This is a genomic window from Terriglobales bacterium (genome assembly GCA_035457425.1).
Lineage (GTDB): Bacteria > Acidobacteriota > Terriglobia > Terriglobales > Acidobacteriaceae > JACPNR01.
The window spans coordinates 24693-44795 of sequence record DATIBR010000030.1 but is presented as its reverse complement, the minus strand read 5'-3'; the positions used below and the strand labels follow the sequence as shown (position 1 = coordinate 44795).

The window sequence follows — 20103 nt, the reverse complement described above, 5'->3', positions numbered from 1 at the left end:
CGGCCTGCCGGATGTGCGCGCCGGAGGCGCGGTAGGTCATAGCCCAGCGCTTGAGCGCTGGCTGTAGCTCAAAAGACGATCAGTCCCGGAGAGACGCCAGGGAATAAGACTTGGAGCGGGAGACGGGGATCGAACCCGCGACATCCAGCTTGGGAAGCTGGCGTTCTACCGCTGAACTACTCCCGCTCGCTGCATTCCAGTTTAGCAGCTAACCTTTCCCCGTAAAATCCACTCGATGCCCCCGAACCTCATCCACCTGGCGATCCCGGCCTTCCTGCTGCTGCTCGCGCTGGAAGCCATCGCCGACGCGCGCATGCGCACCGGCTTCTACGAGCGCCGCGACACCTTCGCCTCGCTCACCATGGGCATCGGCAACGTGCTCGTCAACCTCGTCGCCAAGGGCCTTCAGTTCGGCATCTACGCCTGGCTCTACCAGTTCCGCCTGTTCACCCTGCCGACCGTCTGGTGGACCTGGCTGCTGTTGTTCTTCGCCGACGAGTTCAGCTACTACTGGTTCCACCGCACCAGCCACGAGTGCCGCCTCTTCTGGGCCTCGCACGTCGTGCATCACTCCTCCCAGAAGTACAACCTCTCCACCGCGCTCCGCCAGACCTGGACCGGCAGCTTCATGGGCTTCCTCTTCTGGCTCTGGATGCCGCTTGCCGGCTTCACCCCGGTCATGATCATGACCGCGCAGGCGCTCAATCTGCTCTACCAGTTCTGGATCCACACCGAGATGGTCCGCTCGCTCGGCCCCCTCGAGGCCGTCCTCAACACCCCCTCGCACCATCGCGTCCATCACGGCTCCAACCCGCAGTACATCGACCGCAACCACGGCGGCACGCTCATCCTCTGGGACCGGCTCTTCGGCAGCTTTGAACCGGAGCGCGAGCGCGTCCACTTCGGCCTCACGAAGAACATCCATAGCTACAACCCCGTCCGCATCGCCTTCCACGAGTGGCTCGACATCGCGCGCGACGTCCGCCGCGCTCCCGGCCTCGCCAACAAGCTGCGCTACATCTTCGGCCGCCCCGGCTGGTCCCACGAACCCAGCGCCGGGAGATAAGGAGCGCCGGCAGGGCAGTTGACACTCGCGATATAATGTATCTACCAAGTTTAGCTCATTGACAACTTTATAAACTCTCCGCGCTCTCCCTCCGCGCCTCCCAACCTTCGCTTACCGTGTTCCAACCACGGTACAACCACGGTAAACCACGGTAGAAACCACGGTAGTTTTTCCGCCATCCCCTTGCAAACAAAGCAAGAGGCCCGGAAGCAAGGGGGGTGGGGGCCTCGCCGTATACTAGTTAGGCAAATGTCGTCGCCTGAAAAAACCTTCTACCTCGAGACTTTCGGCTGCCAGATGAACGTCCATGACTCCGAAAAAGTCATCGGCACGCTCCAGTCGCAGGGTTATCGCCAGGTCGAGCACGAGGCCGACGCGGACCTCATCCTCTACAACACCTGCTCCATCCGCGACAAAGCCGAGCAGAAGGTCTTCCATCGCCTCGCCGACTACAAGAAGCTGGTCGCGGAAGGGAAGCGCTTCGGCGTCCTCGGCTGCGTCGCCCAGCAGGAAGGCGAGAAGATCTTCGAGCGCGCGCCGCACGTCTCGCTCGTCGCCGGCTCCGCCTCCTACCGCAAGCTGCCCGAGATGCTCGTCCAGATCGAGGCAGGGAACCATCGCGTCACCGGCCTCGACGACCGCCGGACCACCGAGACCTTCGAGACCGAGTTCACCGCGCGCTCCAACGCCCATCGCGGTTACATCACCATCATCGAAGGCTGCGACAAGTTCTGCGCTTACTGCGTCGTGCCCTACACGCGCGGCCAGGAGCGCAGCCGCACCTCCGAGTCGGTGCTCGCCGAAGCGCGCCGCATGGCCGATCAGGGTTTCACCGACATCCAGCTCCTCGGCCAGAACGTGAACTCGTATCGCGATCCGCTCGGCCAGAAGTCGTTCGCCGCATTGCTGGCCGCGGTCGGGGAAGTCCCCGGCATCCGCCGCGTCCGCTTCACCACCTCGCACCCCCGCGACTTCACCCCCGATATCGTGCAGGCCATCGACGCCGTGCCGTCTCTCTGCGACCACGTCCACCTGCCGGTGCAGAGCGGTTCCGACTCGGTGCTGAAGGCCATGCTGCGCGAGTACACCCGCGAGCAGTACCTCGAGCGCATCGCCTGGATGAAGGCGGCCAAGCGCCCGCTCTCCATCACCACCGACGTCATCGTCGGCTTCCCCGGCGAGACGCGCGCCGATTTCGAGCAGACCATGACCCTCTTGCACGAGGTCCAGTACGACGGCGTCTTCAGCTTTAAGTACTCACCGCGGCCCAATACGCCGGCGCTCTCGCTCGCCGACCCCATCTCCGACGAGGAGAAGTCGCTCCGCCTTCAGCTCCTGATGGACCGCCAGCGCGAGATCCAGCGCGCCAACTACGCCCGGCACGTCGGCTCCATGGTTGAAGTGATGGTTGAAGGGTCGAACCCGCAGCGCGGCCAGCTCGTCGGCCGCAGCTCCCAGAACAAGACCGTCAACTTCACCACCGCGCAGCCCATCGCCCCCGCGACCGGAAGCTACGTGCACGTGCACATCACGCAGAGCTTCCCGAACAGCTTGGTCGGAGTGATGGTGTAGCGGGTACCGCGGCCGCCCTCGGCCGCGGCCTTTCACTTTGACGTTGCAGAAGCCGGCGACCTCGCCCGCATCGCTCCAGCGAATCCGGAGTATGATGTGCCGCAGGGAAGCTTTTCGGGGGAGGCCCACGCCGATGGAAGTCGAGATGAAGATCCGCGGTCTCATGATGGACCCCGTGACCAACATGCCCATCGTCATCCTCAAGGATCCCGGCTCCGACGCCGTCCTGCCCATCTGGGTCGGCATCTACGAGGCCAACGCCATCGCCCTGGAGATCGAGAAGGTCGCCACGCCCCGGCCCATGACCCACGACCTCATCAAGAACCTCCTCATGGGCCTGGACACCCGCGTCCACAAGGTCGTGGTCAGCGATTTGCGCGAGGACACCTTCTACGCCGTCATCTGGCTGGAGCGGGACGGCCACATCATCTCCATCGACTCGCGGCCCTCGGACGCCCTGGCGCTCGCCCTGCGCCTCGATTGCCCCATCTACGTCGAGGAGCAGGTGCTGAAGACCTCCAAGCAGGCAAGCGCCGCCTCCGACCGCATCTCCTCCGACGAGCTTCGCAAATGGCTCGAGGGCCTCAACGACGAGGACCTGGGCCGCTACAAGATGTAAGGGAAGCCGCTCCGACGCGCCGAAGGAGCGCAGCCAGCTAGTCGCCAGGCCCGCATGGTTCCTATGCGGATTCGTTAGTTAACATAATATCTGTTATCGGACGTTACGGATGTCCTAGTAACGTCAGCCTGCCAGCACGATCTTGGGCTGGAACAGCGTCCCCGCTACCCGCGAGGCGATTCCCAATAGCTCGCTCTGCCCTGCGAAGACCTTCACCAGCCCCGCCTTCGACATCTCCGGCAGGTTCACCGCCATGCCGTTCCGCATCCGGGCGGCGCTCTCCGGATCGGCCGTGACCGCCGGCATCGCCGGCAGGATCCGACGCGGATGCACCAGCAGCTCCTCGACTCGCCCGGCTCGCGCGGTCTCCTCCAACTGCTCTAACGTCCGCGCCTCCTCCAGCGTGAACTCCGCCACGGCGGTCCGCCGGAGCCCGGCCAGGTGCGCGCCGACGCCGAGCAGCTGCCCCAAGTCGTGCGCGATGCACCGCAGATACGTCCCGCCGCTCACCAGCGACCGGAACGTCACGTCCTTGCCGGTCTGCGAGACGATCTCCAGTTCCTTCACGTCTACCTCGACCGCCGCCAGTTCCACATCCTTCTTCTTGCGCGCCAGCTTGTATGCAGGCACGCCGGCGACCTTCTTGGCTGAGAACGGCGGCGGCGTCTGCTGGATCTTGCCGGTGAACCGCTTGGCCAGCTCCCGCAGCCGATCCACGGTGACGTTCACTGGCTGCGGCTCGCCTACCGGTTCGCCTTCGGCGTCGTAGGTGTCGGTCGCCTGGCCGAGCCGGATGACGCCTTCGTAGCGCTTGTCGCTCTTCAGGTAGAACTGCGCCAGGCGCGTCATCTTTCCCAGCACCAGCGGCAGCACGCCGGTCGCCATCGGGTCCAGCGTCCCGAGGTGTCCGACGGACCGTTCGCCCGTGAGCTTGCGCACGCGGTACACCACGTCGTGCGAGGTCATGCCCGCAGGCTTGTCGATTATCAGGACGCCGTTCACTCTGCTATCGTCAATGGTGCCGGCGTTGCGGTCAACTTCTTCCGCGCGCCGGGCACTTCCTCATCAGCGATGATCCCGCTTCGCGACGACGCGCCGCGCTCCACCGTTCCCTACGTCACGTACTTCCTGCTGGCGCTCAACATCATCGTCTTTCTTTTCGAAGTCTCGCTCTCGCCGCGGCCACGCTTCGAGTTCGTCTTCCAGTTCGGCGTCGTGCCTTCGCACGTCACCGCGCTGGCGCGCGGCGCCGACGCGACCGGCGCCGGCCTGCTCAACCTGCTGCCCATCGTGACCTCGATGTTCCTGCACGCCTCCTGGCTCCACCTCATCGCAAACATGTGGGCTCTCTGGATCTTCGGCGACAACATCGAGGACCACCTCGGACACTTCCGCTATCTGGTCCTCTACCTCGCCTGCGGCGTCGCGGCTTCGCTGGCGCACATCGCGTTCAACACGCGGTCCGACGTCCCGAGCGTCGGCGCCTCGGGCGCCATCGCGGGCGTGATGGGCGCGTATTTCCTGCTCTTCCCTTCTTCCCGCGTCCTCACGTACTTCCCTCTTGTGTTCTTCTTCTGGCTGCCGGCGTGGCTGGTGTTGGGCTACTGGTTCGTCGTGCAGTTCCTGAGCGGCGCCGCGACCGCGATCACGCCGTCGAGCCAGACCTCGGGCGGCATCGCCTTCTGGGCGCACGTCGGCGGGTTTCTCGCGGGCGTCGCACTGATCAAGCTCTTTCCGCAGCGCGCTCGCCGCTACACCTACGCGAATTGGGAGTGATCACGTCAGGTCCACGGTCGGCACGATCCGGACCTCTTCCACCGTGCTGTTGGCAGGAAGCCGTATCGCCGCGATCAAAGCCGACGCGACGCTCTCCGGCGCCATCATCTTCCCGCGCGGCGCGTCCGGGTAGAACTGGTCCCAGATGTCAGTCTCCGTCGGGCCGGGCAGCAGCGCGATCACCCGGATGCCCATGGGCTTGGTCTCCATCCGCAGCGCGCGCGTGAAGCCGAGCGCTCCGTGCTTCGAAGCGCAATAGGCCGCGAGGCTGGGATAGGCGTTCTCCGCGGCCACGGAAAGGTTGTTGACGATCGTGCCGCCCGCCTTCATCAGCGGCAGCGCGGCACGCGTGCAGAGGAACGTTCCGGTGAGGTTGGTGTCGAGCGTCTTGCGCCAGACATCGAGATGGGTATCGGCGATGCTGGCGCCGGGTGCGATCCCGGCGTTGTTGATGAGGATGTCGAGCCGTCCGAACCTGCGGCGCACCTCTTCGAACATCCTTACGACGGAGATCTCCTGCGTGACGTCCGCCTCCACCGGCACGACCGCATGGCCGTACTTCGAGAGCACGGTAGTCGCATGCCGCAGCGCGGCGCGGTCGCGCCCAGCGATCACGACCTTGCAGCCTTCGGCGGCCAGCGCCTCGGCGATGGCGAGGCCGATGCCCTTGTTGCCGCCCGTGACCAGCGCGATCTGCCCCTCGAGCCCCGGTTTACCGGAGAGCACGAATTTCGTGCCGCGCTTTTTCGCGGGCGTCGGCTCCGGCATCAGCGCTTTCTTCTTCGCCATCTAGCTCCCGTTCCCGTTCTTCCCGCGGATGAGTGAGAGGAACTCGGCGCGCGTCTCCGCGCAGTCGCGGAACAGGCCCTGCATCGACGACGTCAGCGCGGCGGAATGTTGCTTCTCCACGCCGCGCATCATCATGCACAGGTGGCGCGCCTCGATCACCACGCCCACGCCCTGCGGCTGGATGGCGTCCATGATGGTCTCGGCGATCTGCGTGGTCAGGCGCTCCTGCACCTGCAGTCGGCGCGCGAAGACGTCGATCAGGCGCGGGATCTTGCTCAGCCCGATCACCTTGCCGTTCGGCACGTAGGCCACGTGTACCTTGCCGTAGAACGGCAGCACGTGGTGCTCGCACAGCGAGAACATCTCCACGTCCTTCACGATGACCATCTCGTCGTAGTTCACCGTGAAGAGCGCGTCGTTCAGGATCGTCTTCGGGTCCTCGTTGTACCCCTTGGTCAAGTACTGCAGCGCCTTGGCGAAGCGCTCGGGCGTGCGTACCAGGCCCTCGCGGTTCGGATCCTCGCCCAACCGCACGAGCATCTCGCGTGTCAGTTCCTCGAAGCTCGCGCTGGTGAGCGTTGCGGGTTCCGTCGTTCTCGGCATCAGACCCTCACTTCCCTTCCGCCGGCGTACTCGAACGAGTTGAGCATGGTCTCTTCCAACCGGACCTTCTCCACTCGTGCCGGCTTGAATCCCTTGTCCAGGACGTCATAGATCGTGGTGCACAGGTTCTCGGTCGTGGGCACCACGCCGCGGAACTCCGCCAGCGTGTTCAGATTCACGTGCTCGAACCTCTCCAGCACCTGCTGCCGGACGAACTCATCGAGGTCCACCAGGTTGCAGACCATCCCCGTGGTCGCGTCCACCGCGCCGCTCACCGTGACCTCGAGCGCGTAGTTGTGCCCGTGGCCGTACGGGTTGTTGCACTTGCCGTACGTCTTCCGGTTCTCGTCGTCGGTCATCGCGTCCGAGTGCAGCCGGTGCGACGCCGAGAACCAGTACCGCCGCGTCAGGTGCGCTTTCATGCTTCTCCGTAGAAATCCACGAACAGATCCGGGGTCTCATAGACGCGCACGCGGTGCAGACGCGCCACGCGCAGCTTCCCTTCCAGCCGCTGCCAGATGGCGATGGCCAGGTTCTCGGTGGTCGGGATCGCGTTCTTGAACTCCGGGACTTCCTTGTTCAGATGCCGGTGGTCGAGCGCGTCGATGACCTCGCGGTTCATCGTCTCCTTCAGGTCCTTCAGGTCGACCACGAATCCCGACCTGGGGTCGACGTCGCCCTTCACCGTGACCTCGAGCGTGTAATTGTGCCCATGGCCGTTCGGGTTGTTGCACTTGCCGAAGAGGCGCCGGTTCTCCTCCGGCGAGAGCTTATCCGAATGGTAGAAGTGCGACGCCGAGAACTCGGCCTTGCGCGTGAGATAGACCATCAGCTTCGCTCCACCGCCGGCTTCACTTCGTATTCCCGGCCCTTCCAGGTCACACTCCTGCGCACCTTGTAATGGATGTGCGAGCGCAGCAAAAGTGTCACAAAGATGGGCAGCCCGAACAACGCGAACAGGTCAGACAGCGCACCGAAGTGCGCCTTGCGGATGCGCGCCAGGAACAGCGAATAGAACAGCGCCGCGACCACTGCCAGCAACGCAGCCGCGGCCACGTGTCCGCGAACCAGCTCGAACGCGGCGACCGCCGCTGTCGCAACGATTAACAGGAACTCCGCCAGGCGGAGCAGCGCAAGCATGACGGTGGACGGAAAGAGCAGCGCCAGGTTCTTCGTCCAGCCCTCGCACAGCTGCGCGAAGCTGCGGTACATCCGCGTGCGCACCGCCTCGGCCGCCATGCGGAAGCGGATGCGCCGGCCGCCCTGCTTCACCAGCCGCGCCAGCTCGACGTCCTCCAGCAGGCTCTTCGCGACCGCCGCATGCCCGCCGATGGCGAAGTACGCCGCGCGCTCGATCAGCAGGTACTGCCCATTAGCGGCCGCGCACGCGCTGGCCGGATCGCAAACGTCCGCCGGACGGTATGTGTTCGCCAATTCCGCAAACACCACCGGCATCACGGCCCGCTCCCAGAATCCGTGCACGTCTTGCGCGGGCGAGTAGGAGAGCAGCGCGGCCCGGTGCTCCTCCGCCTCCCGGAGCGCGCTGGCCAGCGAGCCCGGAGCGTGTACCGTGTCGGCATCGGTGAACAGGAGCCAGCGACCCCCGGCCTGCTGCGCGCCGCTCCACACCGCGTTCGACTTCCCGCCCCAGCCGTCCTTGCGCTCGCCGGCGTCCATCACGCACACGCCCGCGAAGTTCCGTGCGATCTCCCGCGTGCGGTCGGTCGAACCGTCGTCGACCACGATGAGCTCTTTGGTCACGCCCGTCTGCCCGACCAGCGACTCCAGGCACGCGCCCAAGCACGCCTCTTCATTGCGCGCGGGCACGATCACCGACACCTCCGGCCGCGACTGCGGGCCCGTCCCGCCATTGGCTGTAGCGCTCATGAGGGAAACATTTATTATAGCGGCGTGAAACGCCTGGCCTGCTCGCTTGCCCTCTTTGCCGTGCTGACCGCCTGCGACCGCGGCGCGCAGCCGCGCTTTGTCGCCAAACCCGCACCCGACTTCACCGTGCAGGACTCCGACCGGCGCGTCGCGCTCAGCGACCTGAAGGGCAAGGTCGTCGTCCTGAACTTCTGGGCGACGTGGTGCCCGCCCTGCGTCGAAGAGATGCCGTCGCTCGTTCGCATGCAGCAGAACCTGCGCGCCAGCGACATCGTGGTCTTCGCCGTCTCGGTCGACGTCGACGAAGCCATCTACAAGAAGTTTCTGAACGACTACAACGCCAAGGAGCTGCTCACCGTCCGCGACCCGGAACAGGTCGGCGCCAAGCTCTACGGCACCACCGGCTACCCCGAGACCTTCATCATCGACCGCCAGGGCGTGGTGCAGCGCAAGCTGGTCGGGCCCATCAACTGGACCAGCCCCGACATGACGAACTACCTGCTGAGCGTCGCGGGGACTAAAGCCGCGCCCGCCGCAAGCGCAGCGAATTCCCGATGACGCTGACCGAGCTGAAGCTCATCGCCGCCGCCGCGATCATCGGATTGAGCAGCGCCGCGGTCCCGAACAGCGGATACAGCACGCCCGCCGCCAACGGCACGCCGAGCGCGTTGTAGACGAAGGCGAAGAAGAGGTTCTGCCGGATGTTGCGCATGGTCGCGCGGCTGAGCGCGCGCGCCCGCGCGATCCCCCGCAGGTCTCCCTTTACCAGCGTCACGCCGCCCGACTCCATCGCGACATCGGTGCCGGTGCCCATCGCGATCCCCACGTCGGCCTGAGCGAGCGCCGGTGCGTCGTTGATCCCGTCACCCGCCATCGCCACCCGCTGCCCGTGCGCCTGCAGCTGCTTCACGATCTCCAGCTTCTGCTGCGGCAGGACCTCGGCGTGGAACTCCTCGATGCCAAGCTTGTTCGCGATGGCGGCCGCTGTTGTCTTGCTGTCGCCGGTGAGCATCACGACCTTCACGTCGTGGTCGCGCAGCATGCGCAACGCTTCGGGCGTGGACTCCTTCACCGGGTCCGCCACCGCAAGCAATCCCGCGAAGCGACCCTCGACCGCCGCAAACATCACGGTGGCGCCCTGGCGGCGCAACTCCTCGGCGCGCTGCTCGACGGCACCGACCTCCACGCGCAGGTCATCCATCAGTGCTCGGTTGCCGACTGCGATCTCGCGGCCGTCGAGCCGCCCACTGACGCCCTTGCCGGTATAAGAACGGAAATCCCCCGGTGCCGACAGCTTCGCGCCGCGCTCTTCGGCGCCGCGCGCGATCGCCGCCGCCAGCGGATGCTCGCTCACCCGCTCCACGCTCCCCGCCAGCCGCAGCAGATCGGCTTCGCTGACGCCCGCGGCCACCACCTCGGTCAGCCGCGGCTTCCCTTCCGTCAACGTACCGGTCTTGTCCACGACCAGCGTGTCCACCTTCTCCATCGTCTCCAGCGCCTCGGCGTTGCGGATCAGCACGCCGGCGCGCGCGCCGCGGCCCGTGCCGACCATGATGGCCATCGGCGTTGCCAAGCCCAGCGCGCACGGGCACGCGATGATGAGCACCGCCACCGCGCTCACGATGGCATGTGCCAGCCGCGGCTCCGGGCCCCACACCAGCCATCCGACGAACGCGAGCGCCGCGGCCACGACGACCGCCGGCACGAAGTAGCCGGAGACCTTGTCCGCCAGCCGCTGGATGGGCGCGCGGCTGCGCTGCGCCTCTGCCACCATCTTCACGATCTGCGCCAGCAGGGTCTCGGACCCGACGCGCTCGGCGCGCATGACGAGCGAGCCGGTGCCGTTCACCGTCGCTCCGATGACGCGCGCGCCCGCGGCCTTCTCCACCGGCATCGGCTCACCGGTCACCATCGATTCGTCCACGGCGCTCGCTCCTTCCACGACGGCGCCGTCTACCGGGATCTTCTCGCCCGGCTTCACGCGCAGCTTGTCTCCCACCTGCACGTGCTCGAGCGGGATGGATTCCTCGCCGCCGTCCGCGCGCAAGCGGGTCGCCATCTTCGGTGCGAGGTCGAGCAGCGCCCGGATGGCCGTGCCCGTCTGCGAACGGGCGCGCAGTTCCAGGACCTGGCCCAGCAGGACCAGGACCACGATCGTCGCCGCGACCTCGAAGTAGACCGCGGGCTGCCCCATCTCGCCGCGCAGCGCCGGCGGAAAGATGCCGGGGGCGAGTGTCGCGACCACGCTGTAACCGAAAGCGACCGCCACGCCGAGCCCGATCAGCGTGAACATGTTGAAGTGGCGCGTTCGCAGCGAGGCCGCCGCGCGCTCGAAGAAGGGCCAGCCACCCCAGAGGACGGGCACCGTCGCCAGAACCAGTTGGACCCAGGCCAGCGTCCGGACGCCGAGCAGGTGTGGGAGCCACATGCCGCGAACAACGTCGGCGACCATGATGGCGAGCAGCGGGGCGACAAAAGCGAGCGACACCCAGAACCGCCGGGTCATGCTGCGGAGCTCGGGGTCTTCTTCGACCGCCGCAGTGACGGTGCGTGGCTCCAGCGCCATGCCGCAGATCGGGCAGGTGCCGGGCGCGTCGCGCACGATCTCCGGATGCATTGGGCACGTGTACTCGGTCTTCGTGGAGGCAATCACGGGCATGGCCGGTTCCAGCGCCATGCCGCACTTAGGACACGCGCCCGGCCGGTCGCTTTCGACCTCCGGGTCCATCGGGCACACGTACTTCGCCCCGGCCGGCGTCGCGGGCGCGGGCGCTGCCACCGGTGGCGGGCAGCATCCCCCGTGGCCTTCCGTCGTCTTCGTAGCCGGCGCCATCCCCCCGAGCGTCACCAGCGGCACGCCCAGCGGCTTCAGATATTTCGCCGGGTTCTCCTGGAACTTCTTCACGCAGTGCGGGCTGCAGAAGTGATAGGTCGTTCCCTGGTAGTCCACCGAGCCGCGCGAGAGCTCGGGGATCACGCTCATCCCGCAGACCGGATCGATCACAGGCTTGCTGGTCATCTGTCCCCTTTACCGGATGTGCTTGTACATGAGGTCGAGCAGCTCATCGTGCATCGCGTTCGCCTGCGCCGAGTCGCCCCGCGCCAGCGCCTGGTGGGCGCAGTGCCGCAGGTGGTTGCGCATCAGTTCGCGCCCCACCGCGCGCAAGGCCTCCTGCACGCTCGAGAGCTGCACCAGGATGTCGGCGCAGTAGCGGTCTTCCTCCACCATCTTCTGGAGGCCGCGCACCTGGCCTTCGATCCGGCGCAGCCGCTTCAAGTTCGCCGTCTTGATAGCCGGGTCGACCCCGGCCGCCTTCCTTCTCGTCTTCATGGATCCCGTATATACCCCATGGGGGTATATGTCAAGCTTGGATGCCGGCCCGGGCTCGGACGATTCATTTCCTCCGGCGGCGTTGAAGATTTATAGTTGGGCGGCTGCATGAAGACCGAGGATCCATGACTGCTTTAGACGTCTGCTTCCGCTACGGGACCGCGCCCGGGGAGCGCGAGCTCCGCGCAATCAACTCGGTGCGCGAGGTCTACGGCATCCGCCGCCTCGGCTTCAACGAGCAGGCTCGCACGGTCACCGTGGAATACGACGCCACTCGCCTCAACGACGCCGCGGTCGCGTCGCTGCTGCGGGGAGCCGGCCTCGATCTACGGGAAAAAGTGCAGCTCGTCTGAGCCGCCTCCTTCAGGGTCACGGAAGTAAAAGTTTCTTGCGGCAGGAAATTCCTTCCTGCACCTTTTTCCCTGCTTCCCGTAAGTCCCTTGTTTTCAATCAGCCACGGCTGGCATCGCGAATGCTCTACTCCCCGCCAGACGAAGTGGCGCGTAAGACGGACGCTCTTGAAGATAACTTCGGCCAGAGGTTTTCTGGAGCGTCCGTTTTACATTTTTTGGCCACAATCCGTCGTCCGCTGGCGGCTTCCCGCCCTCGCCAGTTCCCTCGACCTTTGTTAGACTGGATACACCCGCCGCGTTTTACTCCGCGCGCCCATAGCTCAATGGATAGAGCATTCGGCTACGAACCGAAAGGTTAGAGGTTCGACTCCTCTTGGGCGCGCCACTTCCTTCCGCCTTCCGGCGCCTTCCGAGCCCGTGACCCTCGTACCGTTACCCCGGTTACTTCTGCTCGCGAAAACCCGCTTGCGCGGTCCACCGTCCGGTGTACCATCCGCTCAATCTGTCTCCCAGGAGTGTGAGGATGTCAACACAGGGTGTCCCACCGGACGGCATTTCGGCCCGCTTGCAGCGCACCAGCGCTGACCTGAAAGATCTTGAGGCCGCCATGAGCCGCGGCGACATTGACCCTCGCGTCCTGCTGGAGTTTCGCGAGGCCGTGAACCACATCCGGCACACCACTTGGGCGGTACAACAGTGGATCGAGCGCCGCGACCGGAAGCAAGACCCCTTCGCACTGGTCAACGTCTTCGTCGCCGAGCGCGTGCGCGTCGCCTCGCAGGTCATCCACGAACTGGTGATCGACGCCGAGGCATGCGACCTGGAACTCGAGACTCCCAACATCCGCGATCTGGCCCGCGAGGTCCGTTCCCTGGCGCGGCACTTGAAGACCATGGTCCCCGATCCCAACGCGTAGCTACAGCTCTTTGACGTACTGGTAGAGCGGCATCCCGAACGCCACCGCCAGGCAGTGCAGGATGGCGGGCGCATCGCTTGCCTGCGCGCGCCGCACCGCGACCTGCATCATACCGCCCCGGCCGACGCGGCCTTCCGGCGGAAGAGACCCGGCAGGCTTATCTTCTTCTCCGTCATCCGCGTCCGCAGCAACGAGAGCACCAACATTGCCAGCGTGATGGTCGCCAGGCCGAGCGACGCCCCGGCGAGCGTCTGCTCGCCCTTCTTCATGATCGAGAACCGTCCATAGACGAACTCGATGTGCACCCAGTAGACCAGCAGCGAGGTCTGCCCGAGCTGCGCGACGGGGCTGAAGCCCCACTGCCCCGCTCCCCAGCGGCACCACACGTAGCACGCGAGCAGGATCACCATCAGCATCCCCAGCCGCATCAGGAAGAAGTTCGGGCTGGTGTGCCAGAAGTCGTAGACGGCATAGAGCTGCCACGGAGAGCGATCGAGCCAGCGCGCGACCAAGAAGATCGCCACCCCGGTAGCGGCGACTCCAGCCAGCACCACGCCGAGGCGCTGCTTCGCGCGGTCCCCCATCAGGACGAACCCCACCGCCAGTCCCGCGAACGCGAACGCGCTCCACGGGAATACCGGAAACAGCCATGCCTGCGGCGCTCCCAGGTCATGCACACCGTCGAGCACGGTCTCCAGCGGCCACGGCAGCCAACTCGGGCGGAACGTGGTCCACACCAGCGGCGAGGCCATCGCCACCGCCAGCGCCACGACAGCGCCGCCGACAACGCCGCGTGTGCGAGCGCTCGCTACTCCTGGCGCAGCGGTCATCCGGCACACGACACCCATCAGCATCATCGAGAGCCCGATGCAGTTGAGCACGTCCATGCGCAGCAGGTCGGTCCAGGGCGCCCACGGAAAGGCGATCAGGTACTCCTGCGCGCGGAACGCGAGGCCCAGCGCGTAGATCTCCGCCCCGCGCCGGATGGTCGCCTTCGCCACCTCGTTCGCGGTCGCGCCCTTCGCGCGCATGCGGTCGGTCACCAGGGCAAACGAGATACCCGCGAGGAAAAGGAAGAGCGGCGCCGGGAACGTGCCCAGCAGCTGCGAGTACATGAAGAACGTGGACTTGCGCGCCGCGGGCGAGAGCCACGCGTCGTAGCAATGCGTCTGGAACATCAGGACGCACGCCAGCCCGCGCATCCAGTCGATGTAGGCAAGCCGTTGTTGGGGTCCGGGCATGAGCGAGTGTGGCGGCAGGGTCTCACACGGCGGCGCGACTCGCAATCGTTTCGTTGACCGCTGCGGCCCTTCCCCGATAGATTGCCTTCTCCGCCGCATGGAGCACACCTACCTCTATCGGGACCTCGCCTACGTCTTCGTCGCGGCCATTGTCGGCGGCATGCTGGCGTGGCGGCTTCGGCAACCGCTCATCCTCGGCTACGTGCTGGCGGGCATCGCACTCAGCCCACTGACGCCCGGACCCTCCGTCCACGACACGCGCGCGCTCGAGACCTTCGCCGAGCTCGGCGTCATCTTCCTCATGTTCTCCGTCGGCCTGGAATTCTCGATCGAAGAGCTGATGAAGGTGAAGTGGGTCGCCATCGCCGGCGCGCCCGTCGGCATCCTGCTCGCCGTCCTGATGGGCGCCGGCACGGCGCGCCTGCTGGGCTGGCCGCTTTCTTCCGGCCTGGTCATCGGCGCGGTCATCTCCATCACCAGCACCATGGTGCTGATGCGGCTGCTCATGGACCGCGGCGAGGTCCAGACCGAGCACGGCCGCATCACCGTCGCCATCACACTCGTCGAAGACCTGGCAGCCGTAGTCCTCATCGTGCTCGTGCCCAGCTTCAAGGAACTCGACACGCACGCCTTTGAGGCCTTGGGCCTCGCGTTCGGGAAAGCCGCCCTCATCCTTGTCCCGGCATTCTTTCTCGCCGCGAAAGTCGTGCCTCCGCTGATGCGGCGTGTCGCGCGCACCCACGACCAGGAGCTGTTCTTCGTGGTCGTGATCGCCATCTGCCTGGGCGCGGCAGCGCTCACACAGGCGGTCGGCCTGTCGCTCGCGCTGGGCGCGTTCGTCGGTGGCCTGCTCATCTCGAGCTCGGAGTACGCGCACCAGAGCCTGACGCAGCTGTTCCCCTTGCGCGACATGTTCGTCGCCCTCTTCTTCGTCACCATCGGGCTGCTGATGGACCCGCAGTCCGTGTTCTCCAGTCCCGACATGCTGAAGATGGTCGCCGCGATGATCGGCCTGGTGCTCGTCGGGAAGTTCCTGCTCTGGCTGGTCGTCGTCCGGCTCTTCCGCTATCCCATCTGGACGGCCCTGATGGTCGCCATCGGGCTCACGCAGATCGGCGAGTTCTCCTACGTACTGGTGCAGGTGGCGCGAGGCGCCGGCGTGGTGGGCGACGACGTCTACAACGCGACGCTTGCCGCCTCGCTGGTCTCCATCGTCGTGAACGCGGCGCTGGTAAGGTACGCGCCCGACTGGGCCGCGCGGCTGCGCACGCGCAAACACGCCACTCCCATCGAGGTCGCCGTGCCCGACGCGGGCAAGCTGCACGGCCACGTCGTGCTGTGCGGCTACAGCGAGATCGGACAGATGGCGGCACAGGCCTTTGAACAATTCGGCATCGCATACGCGGTCATCGACCTCGACCCCGACCACATCCGGTCGCTCCGCAAGCGCGGCGTGCCCTGCGTCTTCGGTGACGCCGCGCAGGCCCGCATCCTGGAGCACGCGCGCGCCGACCACGCCGCCGCCGTCGTGATCACACTGCCGCAGCCCAGCCGTGCCGAGGCCATCCTGCGCCAGGTCCGCAAGCTGGCGCCCGCGGTGCCCGTGCTGGCGCGCGCCCACCGCCAGCGCGACTACGCTTTCCTGCTCGACGCCGGCGCGACCATCGTCGTGCAGCCCGAGATGGAAGCCGCCGCTACCCTGGTGCGCGACGCCCTCCAGCTCCTCAAACAGCCCGAGCAGAAGACCTCGGCCTATCTCGCCGCGATGCGCAAGCACGCCGCGCCCGGGAACGCATGATGCAAAAGCGCATCTTCTGGGTCACGTTCATCCTTCTCTCCCTCATCGCCGACGTTGCGCTCCCCTTGCTCTGGGGATTGCTTGCAACCATCCCGATCGCGCTCGGAAGCTGGTGGTTCGCCTACCGCAGCGGCTGGTTCGAATAGCATGCCCGCGCAGCCCATCTATCTGGCGACGTCCAATCCCGGCAAGGTACGCGATTTCGCGGGCGCTGCCGCGATGTACGGCATCGAGATCGCAGCGCTGCCGGGCTTCGCGCAACTGCCGCCCGTCGTGGAAGACGGCCCGACGTTCGAGGAGAACGCCCGCAAGAAGGCGGAGGCCTATAGCCGCAGCGCTCCCGGCGCTCTCGTGCTGGCGGACGACTCCGGCCTGGAAGTGGCCGCGCTCGACGGTGCCCCCGGCGTGCACTCCGCGCTCTACGCCGCGCGCGAGCACGATCCCCGCGCCACGTCGAATTCCCCCGATGCCGACAACAACGCGCGGCTGCTGCGCGAGCTCGCTGCCGTCCCCGACGAGAAGCGCGCGGCGCGCTTCGTCTGCGTGCTCGCCGTCGCCCAGGACGGCCGCACGCTCGCCACGTTCCGTGGCGAAGCGGAAGGTCACATCTTGCACGAGGCGCGCGGGACTCGCGGATTCGGCTACGATCCGCTGTTCTTCTTCGAGCGGCTGAAGAAGACCTTCGCCGAGCTGGCGCCGGAAGAAAAGGCCGCGGTCTCGCACCGCGGCCGTGCCTTCGCTCGATTTCTCGATTGGTATCGCCGCCGGCATCCGGCGGACGTCTGAGCTACTTGAAGACTTTTCCCAGCGAGGTCGCGATCGTCACCAGCTTCTGCAGGTCCGCGGGCGTGAAATCCGCTCCGGCCGCCGGCGCGCTGGTCCCCTTACGCGAGATCTGGATCACGCCCACCACGCCCGCCGGTGTCACAACCGGCGCCGACATCAGCTTCTGGATGACGTGGGTGTGCTTGTCCACCTTCTCGCCCGGGATGCCGCCCTTCGGCTTCTGACCCAGGTCCACCGACTCGAAGACGCTGGCGTGCTTGGTCTGCGCGAAGTTGTTGATGATCTCGGCGCGCTTGGTGGTCGCGGTGCGCCCCGCCACCGACGACGACGCGTTGATGGGGATCGTCCCGATGTGTCCCAGCTTGGTCGGATACGCGAACTGCAGCGTCAACTTGTCGACCTTGAGGACGGCGACCTCGTCGGGCTGCACCTGGAAGGTCTTTGCCAGCTCGGCGCCGATCTTCTCCGCGTTCTTGTGCGCGAGGCCCTCCGCCTCGCATTCGTTGGCGAGCTGCGTGAAAGCCAATACCGGTGTGGCCATCAGGGACTCCTGCTCTCGGGGCGTGCGCCGGTCATTATAACCAGCCGCTTCGGCTAGACAAGCCGGACGCGCTGCGAAAACGCTTTCTTGACGGGTCGCTCACGTAGCTTCGATAATGCAAGGTTCGCTCATCCGCGCCACTCGCAAAAGGAGAGCAATGGCATCCACCGTAAGCCCCGCGCCGGAGACGCACCGCATCCGTCCCGGCGTGGCGCCGCTCCGCGCCGGCCAGGGACGCTCCTTTCTCCTCCGCCGGTTGCATTCGCTCAGCGGCATCGTGCCGGTCGGCGCCTTCCTCGCCGAGCACATCCTGTACTCGAACGCGGTGGCCATGAATGGCCCCGAGGCGTACGCCAACCAGGTCAAGTTCCTCGGCTCGCTGCCCCTGGTTCTAGCGCTGGAGGCCTTCGGCATCTGGCTGCCCATCGCCTTCCATGGCTTGTACGGCTTCTACATCTGGTACCGCGGCGAGACCAACGTGGCCGACTATCCCTGGCAGGGCAACTGGATGTACACCCTGCAGCGCTGGACCGGCGCCATCGCCTTCGCCTACATCGGCTGGCACGTCTGGCACCTGCGCTTTGCCGGCATCGACCTGCACGCGCATCCCGGCGCATCGTTCGGCAAGGTGCAGGGTGAGCTGGTCATCGCCTGGCAGCTCGCGTTCTACATCGTCGGGCTGCTCGCCGCCTCGTGGCATTTCGCCTACGGCATCTGGCTGTTCTGCGCCAAGTGGGGCATCGCCGTCGGCGAGAAGGCGCGCCGCCGCCTGCTCGTGCCCTGCCTGGGCCTGTTTCTTCTGATCGCCGGCGTCGGGCTCGCGAGCATCCGCACCTTCCGCGTCACGCCGATGCAGCCGGCCGACGAATCCGCCGATCAGCTCCGCACCGAACCTGCTCCGCCCACCAAACCGGTGGACAACAGATAACTATGGCCACTGCTCCGAAAGTCATCGTGGTGGGAGGCGGCCTGGCGGGACTGGCTGCCGTCATCAAGATCGCCGAGGCCGGCGGACACGTCGACCTTTTCTCCATCGTCCCCGTCAAGCGGTCGCACTCGGTGTGCGCGCAGGGCGGCATCAACGCCGCCAAGAACCTGAAGGGCGAGGGCGATTCCACCTGGAAGCACTTCGACGACACCATCTACGGCGGCGACTTCCTCGCCAACCAACCGCCGGTGAAGGAGATGTGCGAAGCCGCGCCCGGCATCATCGACCTGCTCGACCGCATGGGCGTCCCGTTCAACCGCACTCCCGAGGGGCTGCTCGACTTTCGCCGCTTTGGCGGCACGCTCTATCACCGCACCGCCTTCGCCGGCGCCACTACCGGCCAGCAACTGCTCTACGCGCTCGACGAGCAGGTGCGCCGTCACGAGGCCGAAGGCCGGGTGAAGAAGTACGAGCACTGGGAGTTCCTCTCCGCCGTGCTCGACGAAGAGAAGATCTGCCGCGGCATCTGCGCCATGGACCTGCGCACGATGGAGGTGCGCACCTTCCCCGCCGACGCCATCATCATCTGCACCGGCGGTATCGGCGCCATCTTCGGCAAGTCCACCAACTCGGTCGTGTGCACCGGCTCGGCGCAGTCCGCGCTCTACCAGCAGGGCTGCTACTACGCCAACGGCGAGTTCATCCAGGTGCACCCGACCTCGATCCCGGGCGAAGACAAGCTGCGCCTGATGTCGGAATCGGCCCGCGGCGAAGGCGGCCGCGTCTGGGTCCCGAAGAATCCCGGCGACAAGCGCGAGCCGCTCTCCATCCCGACGAACGAGCGCTGGTACTTCCTCGAGGAGTGGTATCCGAAGTACGGCAACCTGGTGCCGCGCGACGTCGCCACGCGCGCCATCCACAAGGTCGTCTACGAGCACAACCTCGGCGTCGACGGCCAGCCCATGGTCTACCTCGACCTCACGCACATCGACCGCGCCATCCTGGACAAGAAGCTGGAAGGCATCCTCGAGATCTACGAGAAGTTCGTGGGCGACGACCCGCGCGAAGTCCCCATGAAGATCTTCCCCGGCATGCACTACACCATGGGCGGGCTCTGGGTTGACTTCAAACAGCACACCAACATCCCGGGCATCCTCTCCGCCGGCGAATGCGAGTACCAGTACCACGGCGCCAATCGCCTGGGCGCGAACTCGCTCGTCTCCTGCATCTGGGGAGGCTTTGTCTCCGGGCCCGAGGCGGTGAAATACGCCAAGGGCCTGAAGAGGAAGCACGACGAGGTCTCGAGCACCGTCTTCGAGGCCGAGAAGAGGCGGCAGGAAGAGATCAATGGGCGGCTCATGTCGTCCGACGGCGCGGAGAACCCCTTCCGCATCTGGCGCGAGCTGGGTGAGATCATGACCAAGAACGTCACGGTCATCCGCTACAACAAGAACATCCGCGCGACCGACGAGAAGCTGGTTGAGCTGCTGGAGCGCTTCCGCCACATCAACCTGAGCGACCGCACGATGTGGGCCAACACCACGGTGGTCTTCGCGCGCCAGCTCTACAACATGCTGCAGCTCTCGCGCGTGATCGCGCAGGGGGCCGCGATGCGCGACGAATCCCGCGGCGCGCACTACAAGCCCGATTTCCCCGAGCGCGACGACAAGAACTGGCTCAAGACGACCAAGGCGTCCTTCGCGCCCGACGCCGATGAGCCCAAGTTCGAGTTCGAGCCGGTAGATATTTCGCTCCTCCCGCCGCGTCCACGGCGGTATGACATGGCGACATGATGACAAACAAGGCATGGCGTACAGTTTTCGCGATCGTCGGGTTGCTTATCCTGGCAGTGGTCGCCTATGCGCACGACGTCATCCCAGGTTGGGAACTGATCCTG

At 66.0% G+C, this 20103-nt stretch carries 22 protein-coding genes and 2 tRNA genes; 13 read left to right on the top strand and 11 right to left on the bottom strand.

Translation table 11 applies throughout. The features are described from left to right. Positions 1-111: 111 nt before the first annotated feature. Positions 112-186, bottom strand: a tRNA-Gly gene (locus VLA96_02575). 49 nt (positions 187-235) lie between these two features. Between VLA96_02575 and VLA96_02570 the strand changes: the two genes are divergently transcribed. The 3 genes from VLA96_02570 to VLA96_02560 all read left to right on the top strand — a co-directional run bounded on the left by VLA96_02570 (position 236) and on the right by VLA96_02560 (position 3257). Further along, positions 236-1066, top strand: a complete 831-nt coding sequence (locus VLA96_02570; protein ID HSE48072.1) for a sterol desaturase family protein — start codon at positions 236-238, stop codon at positions 1064-1066. Between the two features lie 249 nt (positions 1067-1315). Continuing rightward, the gene (miaB, locus tag VLA96_02565; GenBank protein HSE48071.1) at positions 1316-2638 is read left to right on the top strand and encodes a tRNA (N6-isopentenyl adenosine(37)-C2)-methylthiotransferase MiaB; all 1323 of its coding nucleotides are present in this window, start codon (positions 1316-1318) and stop codon (positions 2636-2638) included. A 145-nt stretch (positions 2639-2783) separates the two neighbouring features. Continuing rightward, entirely contained in the window at positions 2784-3257 is a 474-nt protein-coding gene (locus VLA96_02560; GenBank protein HSE48070.1) for a bifunctional nuclease family protein, read from the top strand. Between the two features lie 123 nt (positions 3258-3380). Here the strand turns inward: VLA96_02560 and truB are convergent, their stop codons facing one another. After that, complete coding sequence (gene truB / locus VLA96_02555; GenBank protein HSE48069.1) at positions 3381-4259, bottom strand: tRNA pseudouridine(55) synthase TruB; 879 nt, start codon at positions 4257-4259, stop codon at positions 3381-3383. A gap of 69 nt (positions 4260-4328) precedes the next feature. Here truB and VLA96_02550 point away from each other — a divergent pair, with 69 nt between their 5' ends. After that, positions 4329-5033: a rhomboid family intramembrane serine protease gene (locus VLA96_02550; protein HSE48068.1), complete on the top strand. Its 705-nt coding sequence runs from the start codon at positions 4329-4331 to the stop codon at positions 5031-5033. Here VLA96_02550 and VLA96_02545 read toward each other — a convergent pair whose 3' ends face one another. Genes VLA96_02545 through VLA96_02525 form a run of 5 tightly spaced genes read right to left on the bottom strand, consistent with a single transcriptional unit; the run spans position 5034 to position 8312 of the window. After that, positions 5034-5822 carry an SDR family oxidoreductase gene (locus VLA96_02545; protein HSE48067.1) on the bottom strand — a complete coding sequence of 263 codons (789 nt, stop codon included), beginning with the start codon at positions 5820-5822 and terminating at the stop codon, positions 5034-5036. Next, positions 5823-6425 (bottom strand): GTP cyclohydrolase I FolE, encoded by a 603-nt coding sequence (gene folE, locus VLA96_02540; protein ID HSE48066.1) that lies wholly within the window; start codon positions 6423-6425, stop codon positions 5823-5825. Beyond that, positions 6425-6847, bottom strand: a complete 423-nt coding sequence (locus VLA96_02535) for a 6-carboxytetrahydropterin synthase (protein HSE48065.1) — start codon at positions 6845-6847, stop codon at positions 6425-6427. Before VLA96_02535 ends, folE begins: the two co-directional genes overlap by 1 nt. Next, positions 6844-7254, bottom strand: coding sequence for a 6-carboxytetrahydropterin synthase (locus VLA96_02530; protein ID HSE48064.1), 411 nt, complete (start codon positions 7252-7254; stop codon positions 6844-6846). Before VLA96_02530 ends, VLA96_02535 begins: the two co-directional genes overlap by 4 nt. Next, positions 7254-8312, bottom strand: a complete 1059-nt coding sequence (locus tag VLA96_02525; GenBank protein HSE48063.1) for a glycosyltransferase family 2 protein — start codon at positions 8310-8312, stop codon at positions 7254-7256. The genes VLA96_02530 and VLA96_02525 overlap by 1 nt, the downstream gene beginning before the upstream one ends. 24 nt (positions 8313-8336) lie before the next feature. On the opposite strand from VLA96_02525, the gene VLA96_02520 reads away from it, so the two are divergent. Further along, positions 8337-8870 carry a TlpA disulfide reductase family protein gene (locus VLA96_02520; GenBank protein HSE48062.1) on the top strand — a complete coding sequence of 178 codons (534 nt, stop codon included), beginning with the start codon at positions 8337-8339 and terminating at the stop codon, positions 8868-8870. Here the strand turns inward: VLA96_02520 and VLA96_02515 are convergent. Continuing rightward, entirely contained in the window at positions 8830-11331 is a 2502-nt protein-coding gene (locus VLA96_02515; GenBank protein HSE48061.1) for a heavy metal translocating P-type ATPase, read from the bottom strand. The genes VLA96_02520 and VLA96_02515 overlap by 41 nt on opposite strands. A 9-nt stretch (positions 11332-11340) precedes the next feature. Then, complete coding sequence (locus VLA96_02510) at positions 11341-11643, bottom strand: metal-sensitive transcriptional regulator (protein ID HSE48060.1); 303 nt, start codon at positions 11641-11643, stop codon at positions 11341-11343. A gap of 125 nt (positions 11644-11768) precedes the next feature. Here VLA96_02510 and VLA96_02505 point away from each other — a divergent pair, with 125 nt between their 5' ends. From VLA96_02505 to VLA96_02495, 3 genes are all read left to right on the top strand, one after another. Continuing rightward, a complete protein-coding gene (locus VLA96_02505) occupies positions 11769-11996 on the top strand; it encodes a hypothetical protein (protein ID HSE48059.1) in 228 nt (75 codons plus the stop codon). Positions 11997-12305: 309 nt separating this feature from the next. Further along, positions 12306-12381, top strand: a tRNA-Arg gene (locus VLA96_02500). A gap of 180 nt (positions 12382-12561) precedes the next feature. Next, positions 12562-12912: a hypothetical protein gene (locus VLA96_02495; GenBank protein ID HSE48058.1), complete on the top strand. Its 351-nt coding sequence runs from the start codon at positions 12562-12564 to the stop codon at positions 12910-12912. A 107-nt stretch (positions 12913-13019) separates the two neighbouring features. On the opposite strand, the gene VLA96_02490 is transcribed toward VLA96_02495, so the two are convergent. Beyond that, positions 13020-14153 carry a heparan-alpha-glucosaminide N-acetyltransferase domain-containing protein gene (locus VLA96_02490; GenBank protein ID HSE48057.1) on the bottom strand — a complete coding sequence of 378 codons (1134 nt, stop codon included), beginning with the start codon at positions 14151-14153 and terminating at the stop codon, positions 13020-13022. Between the two features lie 97 nt (positions 14154-14250). Here VLA96_02490 and VLA96_02485 point away from each other — a divergent pair, with 97 nt between their 5' ends. From VLA96_02485 to rdgB, 3 genes are read left to right on the top strand one after another with little or no spacing between them, the layout of a single operon-like run. Then, positions 14251-15951, top strand: coding sequence for a cation:proton antiporter (locus VLA96_02485; protein HSE48056.1), 1701 nt, complete (start codon positions 14251-14253; stop codon positions 15949-15951). After that, positions 15951-16097, top strand: coding sequence for a hypothetical protein (locus VLA96_02480; protein HSE48055.1), 147 nt, complete (start codon positions 15951-15953; stop codon positions 16095-16097). The genes VLA96_02485 and VLA96_02480 overlap by 1 nt, the downstream gene beginning before the upstream one ends. A gap of 1 nt (position 16098) precedes the next feature. Beyond that, positions 16099-16737, top strand: a complete 639-nt coding sequence (gene rdgB, locus VLA96_02475; GenBank protein HSE48054.1) for an RdgB/HAM1 family non-canonical purine NTP pyrophosphatase — start codon at positions 16099-16101, stop codon at positions 16735-16737. 1 nt (position 16738) lies between these two features. On the opposite strand, the gene VLA96_02470 is transcribed toward rdgB, so the two are convergent. After that, the gene (locus VLA96_02470) at positions 16739-17278 is read right to left on the bottom strand and encodes a hypothetical protein (protein ID HSE48053.1); all 540 of its coding nucleotides are present in this window, start codon (positions 17276-17278) and stop codon (positions 16739-16741) included. Positions 17279-17435: 157 nt separating this feature from the next. On the opposite strand from VLA96_02470, the gene VLA96_02465 reads away from it, so the two are divergent. Beyond that, positions 17436-18206 carry a succinate dehydrogenase cytochrome b558 subunit gene (locus VLA96_02465; GenBank protein ID HSE48052.1) on the top strand — a complete coding sequence of 257 codons (771 nt, stop codon included), beginning with the start codon at positions 17436-17438 and terminating at the stop codon, positions 18204-18206. Between the two features lie 2 nt (positions 18207-18208). Continuing rightward, positions 18209-19999 carry a succinate dehydrogenase flavoprotein subunit gene (sdhA, locus tag VLA96_02460; GenBank protein HSE48051.1) on the top strand — a complete coding sequence of 597 codons (1791 nt, stop codon included), beginning with the start codon at positions 18209-18211 and terminating at the stop codon, positions 19997-19999. Positions 20000-20103 lie beyond the last annotated feature (104 nt).

Coding starts and splice junctions, on each gene's coding strand:
- VLA96_02570 (HSE48072.1), top strand. CDS start 236: ATGCCCCCGAACCTCATCCACCTGGCGATCCCGGCCTTCCTGCTGCTG.
- miaB (HSE48071.1), top strand. CDS start 1,316: ATGTCGTCGCCTGAAAAAACCTTCTACCTCGAGACTTTCGGCTGCCAG.
- VLA96_02560 (HSE48070.1), top strand. CDS start 2,784: ATGAAGATCCGCGGTCTCATGATGGACCCCGTGACCAACATGCCCATC.
- VLA96_02550 (HSE48068.1), top strand. CDS start 4,329: ATGATCCCGCTTCGCGACGACGCGCCGCGCTCCACCGTTCCCTACGTC.
- VLA96_02545 (HSE48067.1), bottom strand. CDS start 5,822: ATGGCGAAGAAGAAAGCGCTGATGCCGGAGCCGACGCCCGCGAAAAAG.
- folE (HSE48066.1), bottom strand. CDS start 6,425: ATGCCGAGAACGACGGAACCCGCAACGCTCACCAGCGCGAGCTTCGAG.
- VLA96_02535 (HSE48065.1), bottom strand. CDS start 6,847: ATGAAAGCGCACCTGACGCGGCGGTACTGGTTCTCGGCGTCGCACCGG.
- VLA96_02530 (HSE48064.1), bottom strand. CDS start 7,254: ATGGTCTATCTCACGCGCAAGGCCGAGTTCTCGGCGTCGCACTTCTAC.
- VLA96_02525 (HSE48063.1), bottom strand. CDS start 8,312: ATGAGCGCTACAGCCAATGGCGGGACGGGCCCGCAGTCGCGGCCGGAG.
- VLA96_02515 (HSE48061.1), bottom strand. CDS start 11,331: ATGACCAGCAAGCCTGTGATCGATCCGGTCTGCGGGATGAGCGTGATC.
- VLA96_02510 (HSE48060.1), bottom strand. CDS start 11,643: ATGAAGACGAGAAGGAAGGCGGCCGGGGTCGACCCGGCTATCAAGACG.
- VLA96_02505 (HSE48059.1), top strand. CDS start 11,769: ATGACTGCTTTAGACGTCTGCTTCCGCTACGGGACCGCGCCCGGGGAG.
- VLA96_02490 (HSE48057.1), bottom strand. CDS start 14,153: ATGCCCGGACCCCAACAACGGCTTGCCTACATCGACTGGATGCGCGGG.
- VLA96_02485 (HSE48056.1), top strand. CDS start 14,251: ATGGAGCACACCTACCTCTATCGGGACCTCGCCTACGTCTTCGTCGCG.
- VLA96_02480 (HSE48055.1), top strand. CDS start 15,951: ATGCAAAAGCGCATCTTCTGGGTCACGTTCATCCTTCTCTCCCTCATC.
- rdgB (HSE48054.1), top strand. CDS start 16,099: ATGCCCGCGCAGCCCATCTATCTGGCGACGTCCAATCCCGGCAAGGTA.
- VLA96_02470 (HSE48053.1), bottom strand. CDS start 17,278: ATGGCCACACCGGTATTGGCTTTCACGCAGCTCGCCAACGAATGCGAG.
- VLA96_02465 (HSE48052.1), top strand. CDS start 17,436: ATGGCATCCACCGTAAGCCCCGCGCCGGAGACGCACCGCATCCGTCCC.
- sdhA (HSE48051.1), top strand. CDS start 18,209: ATGGCCACTGCTCCGAAAGTCATCGTGGTGGGAGGCGGCCTGGCGGGA.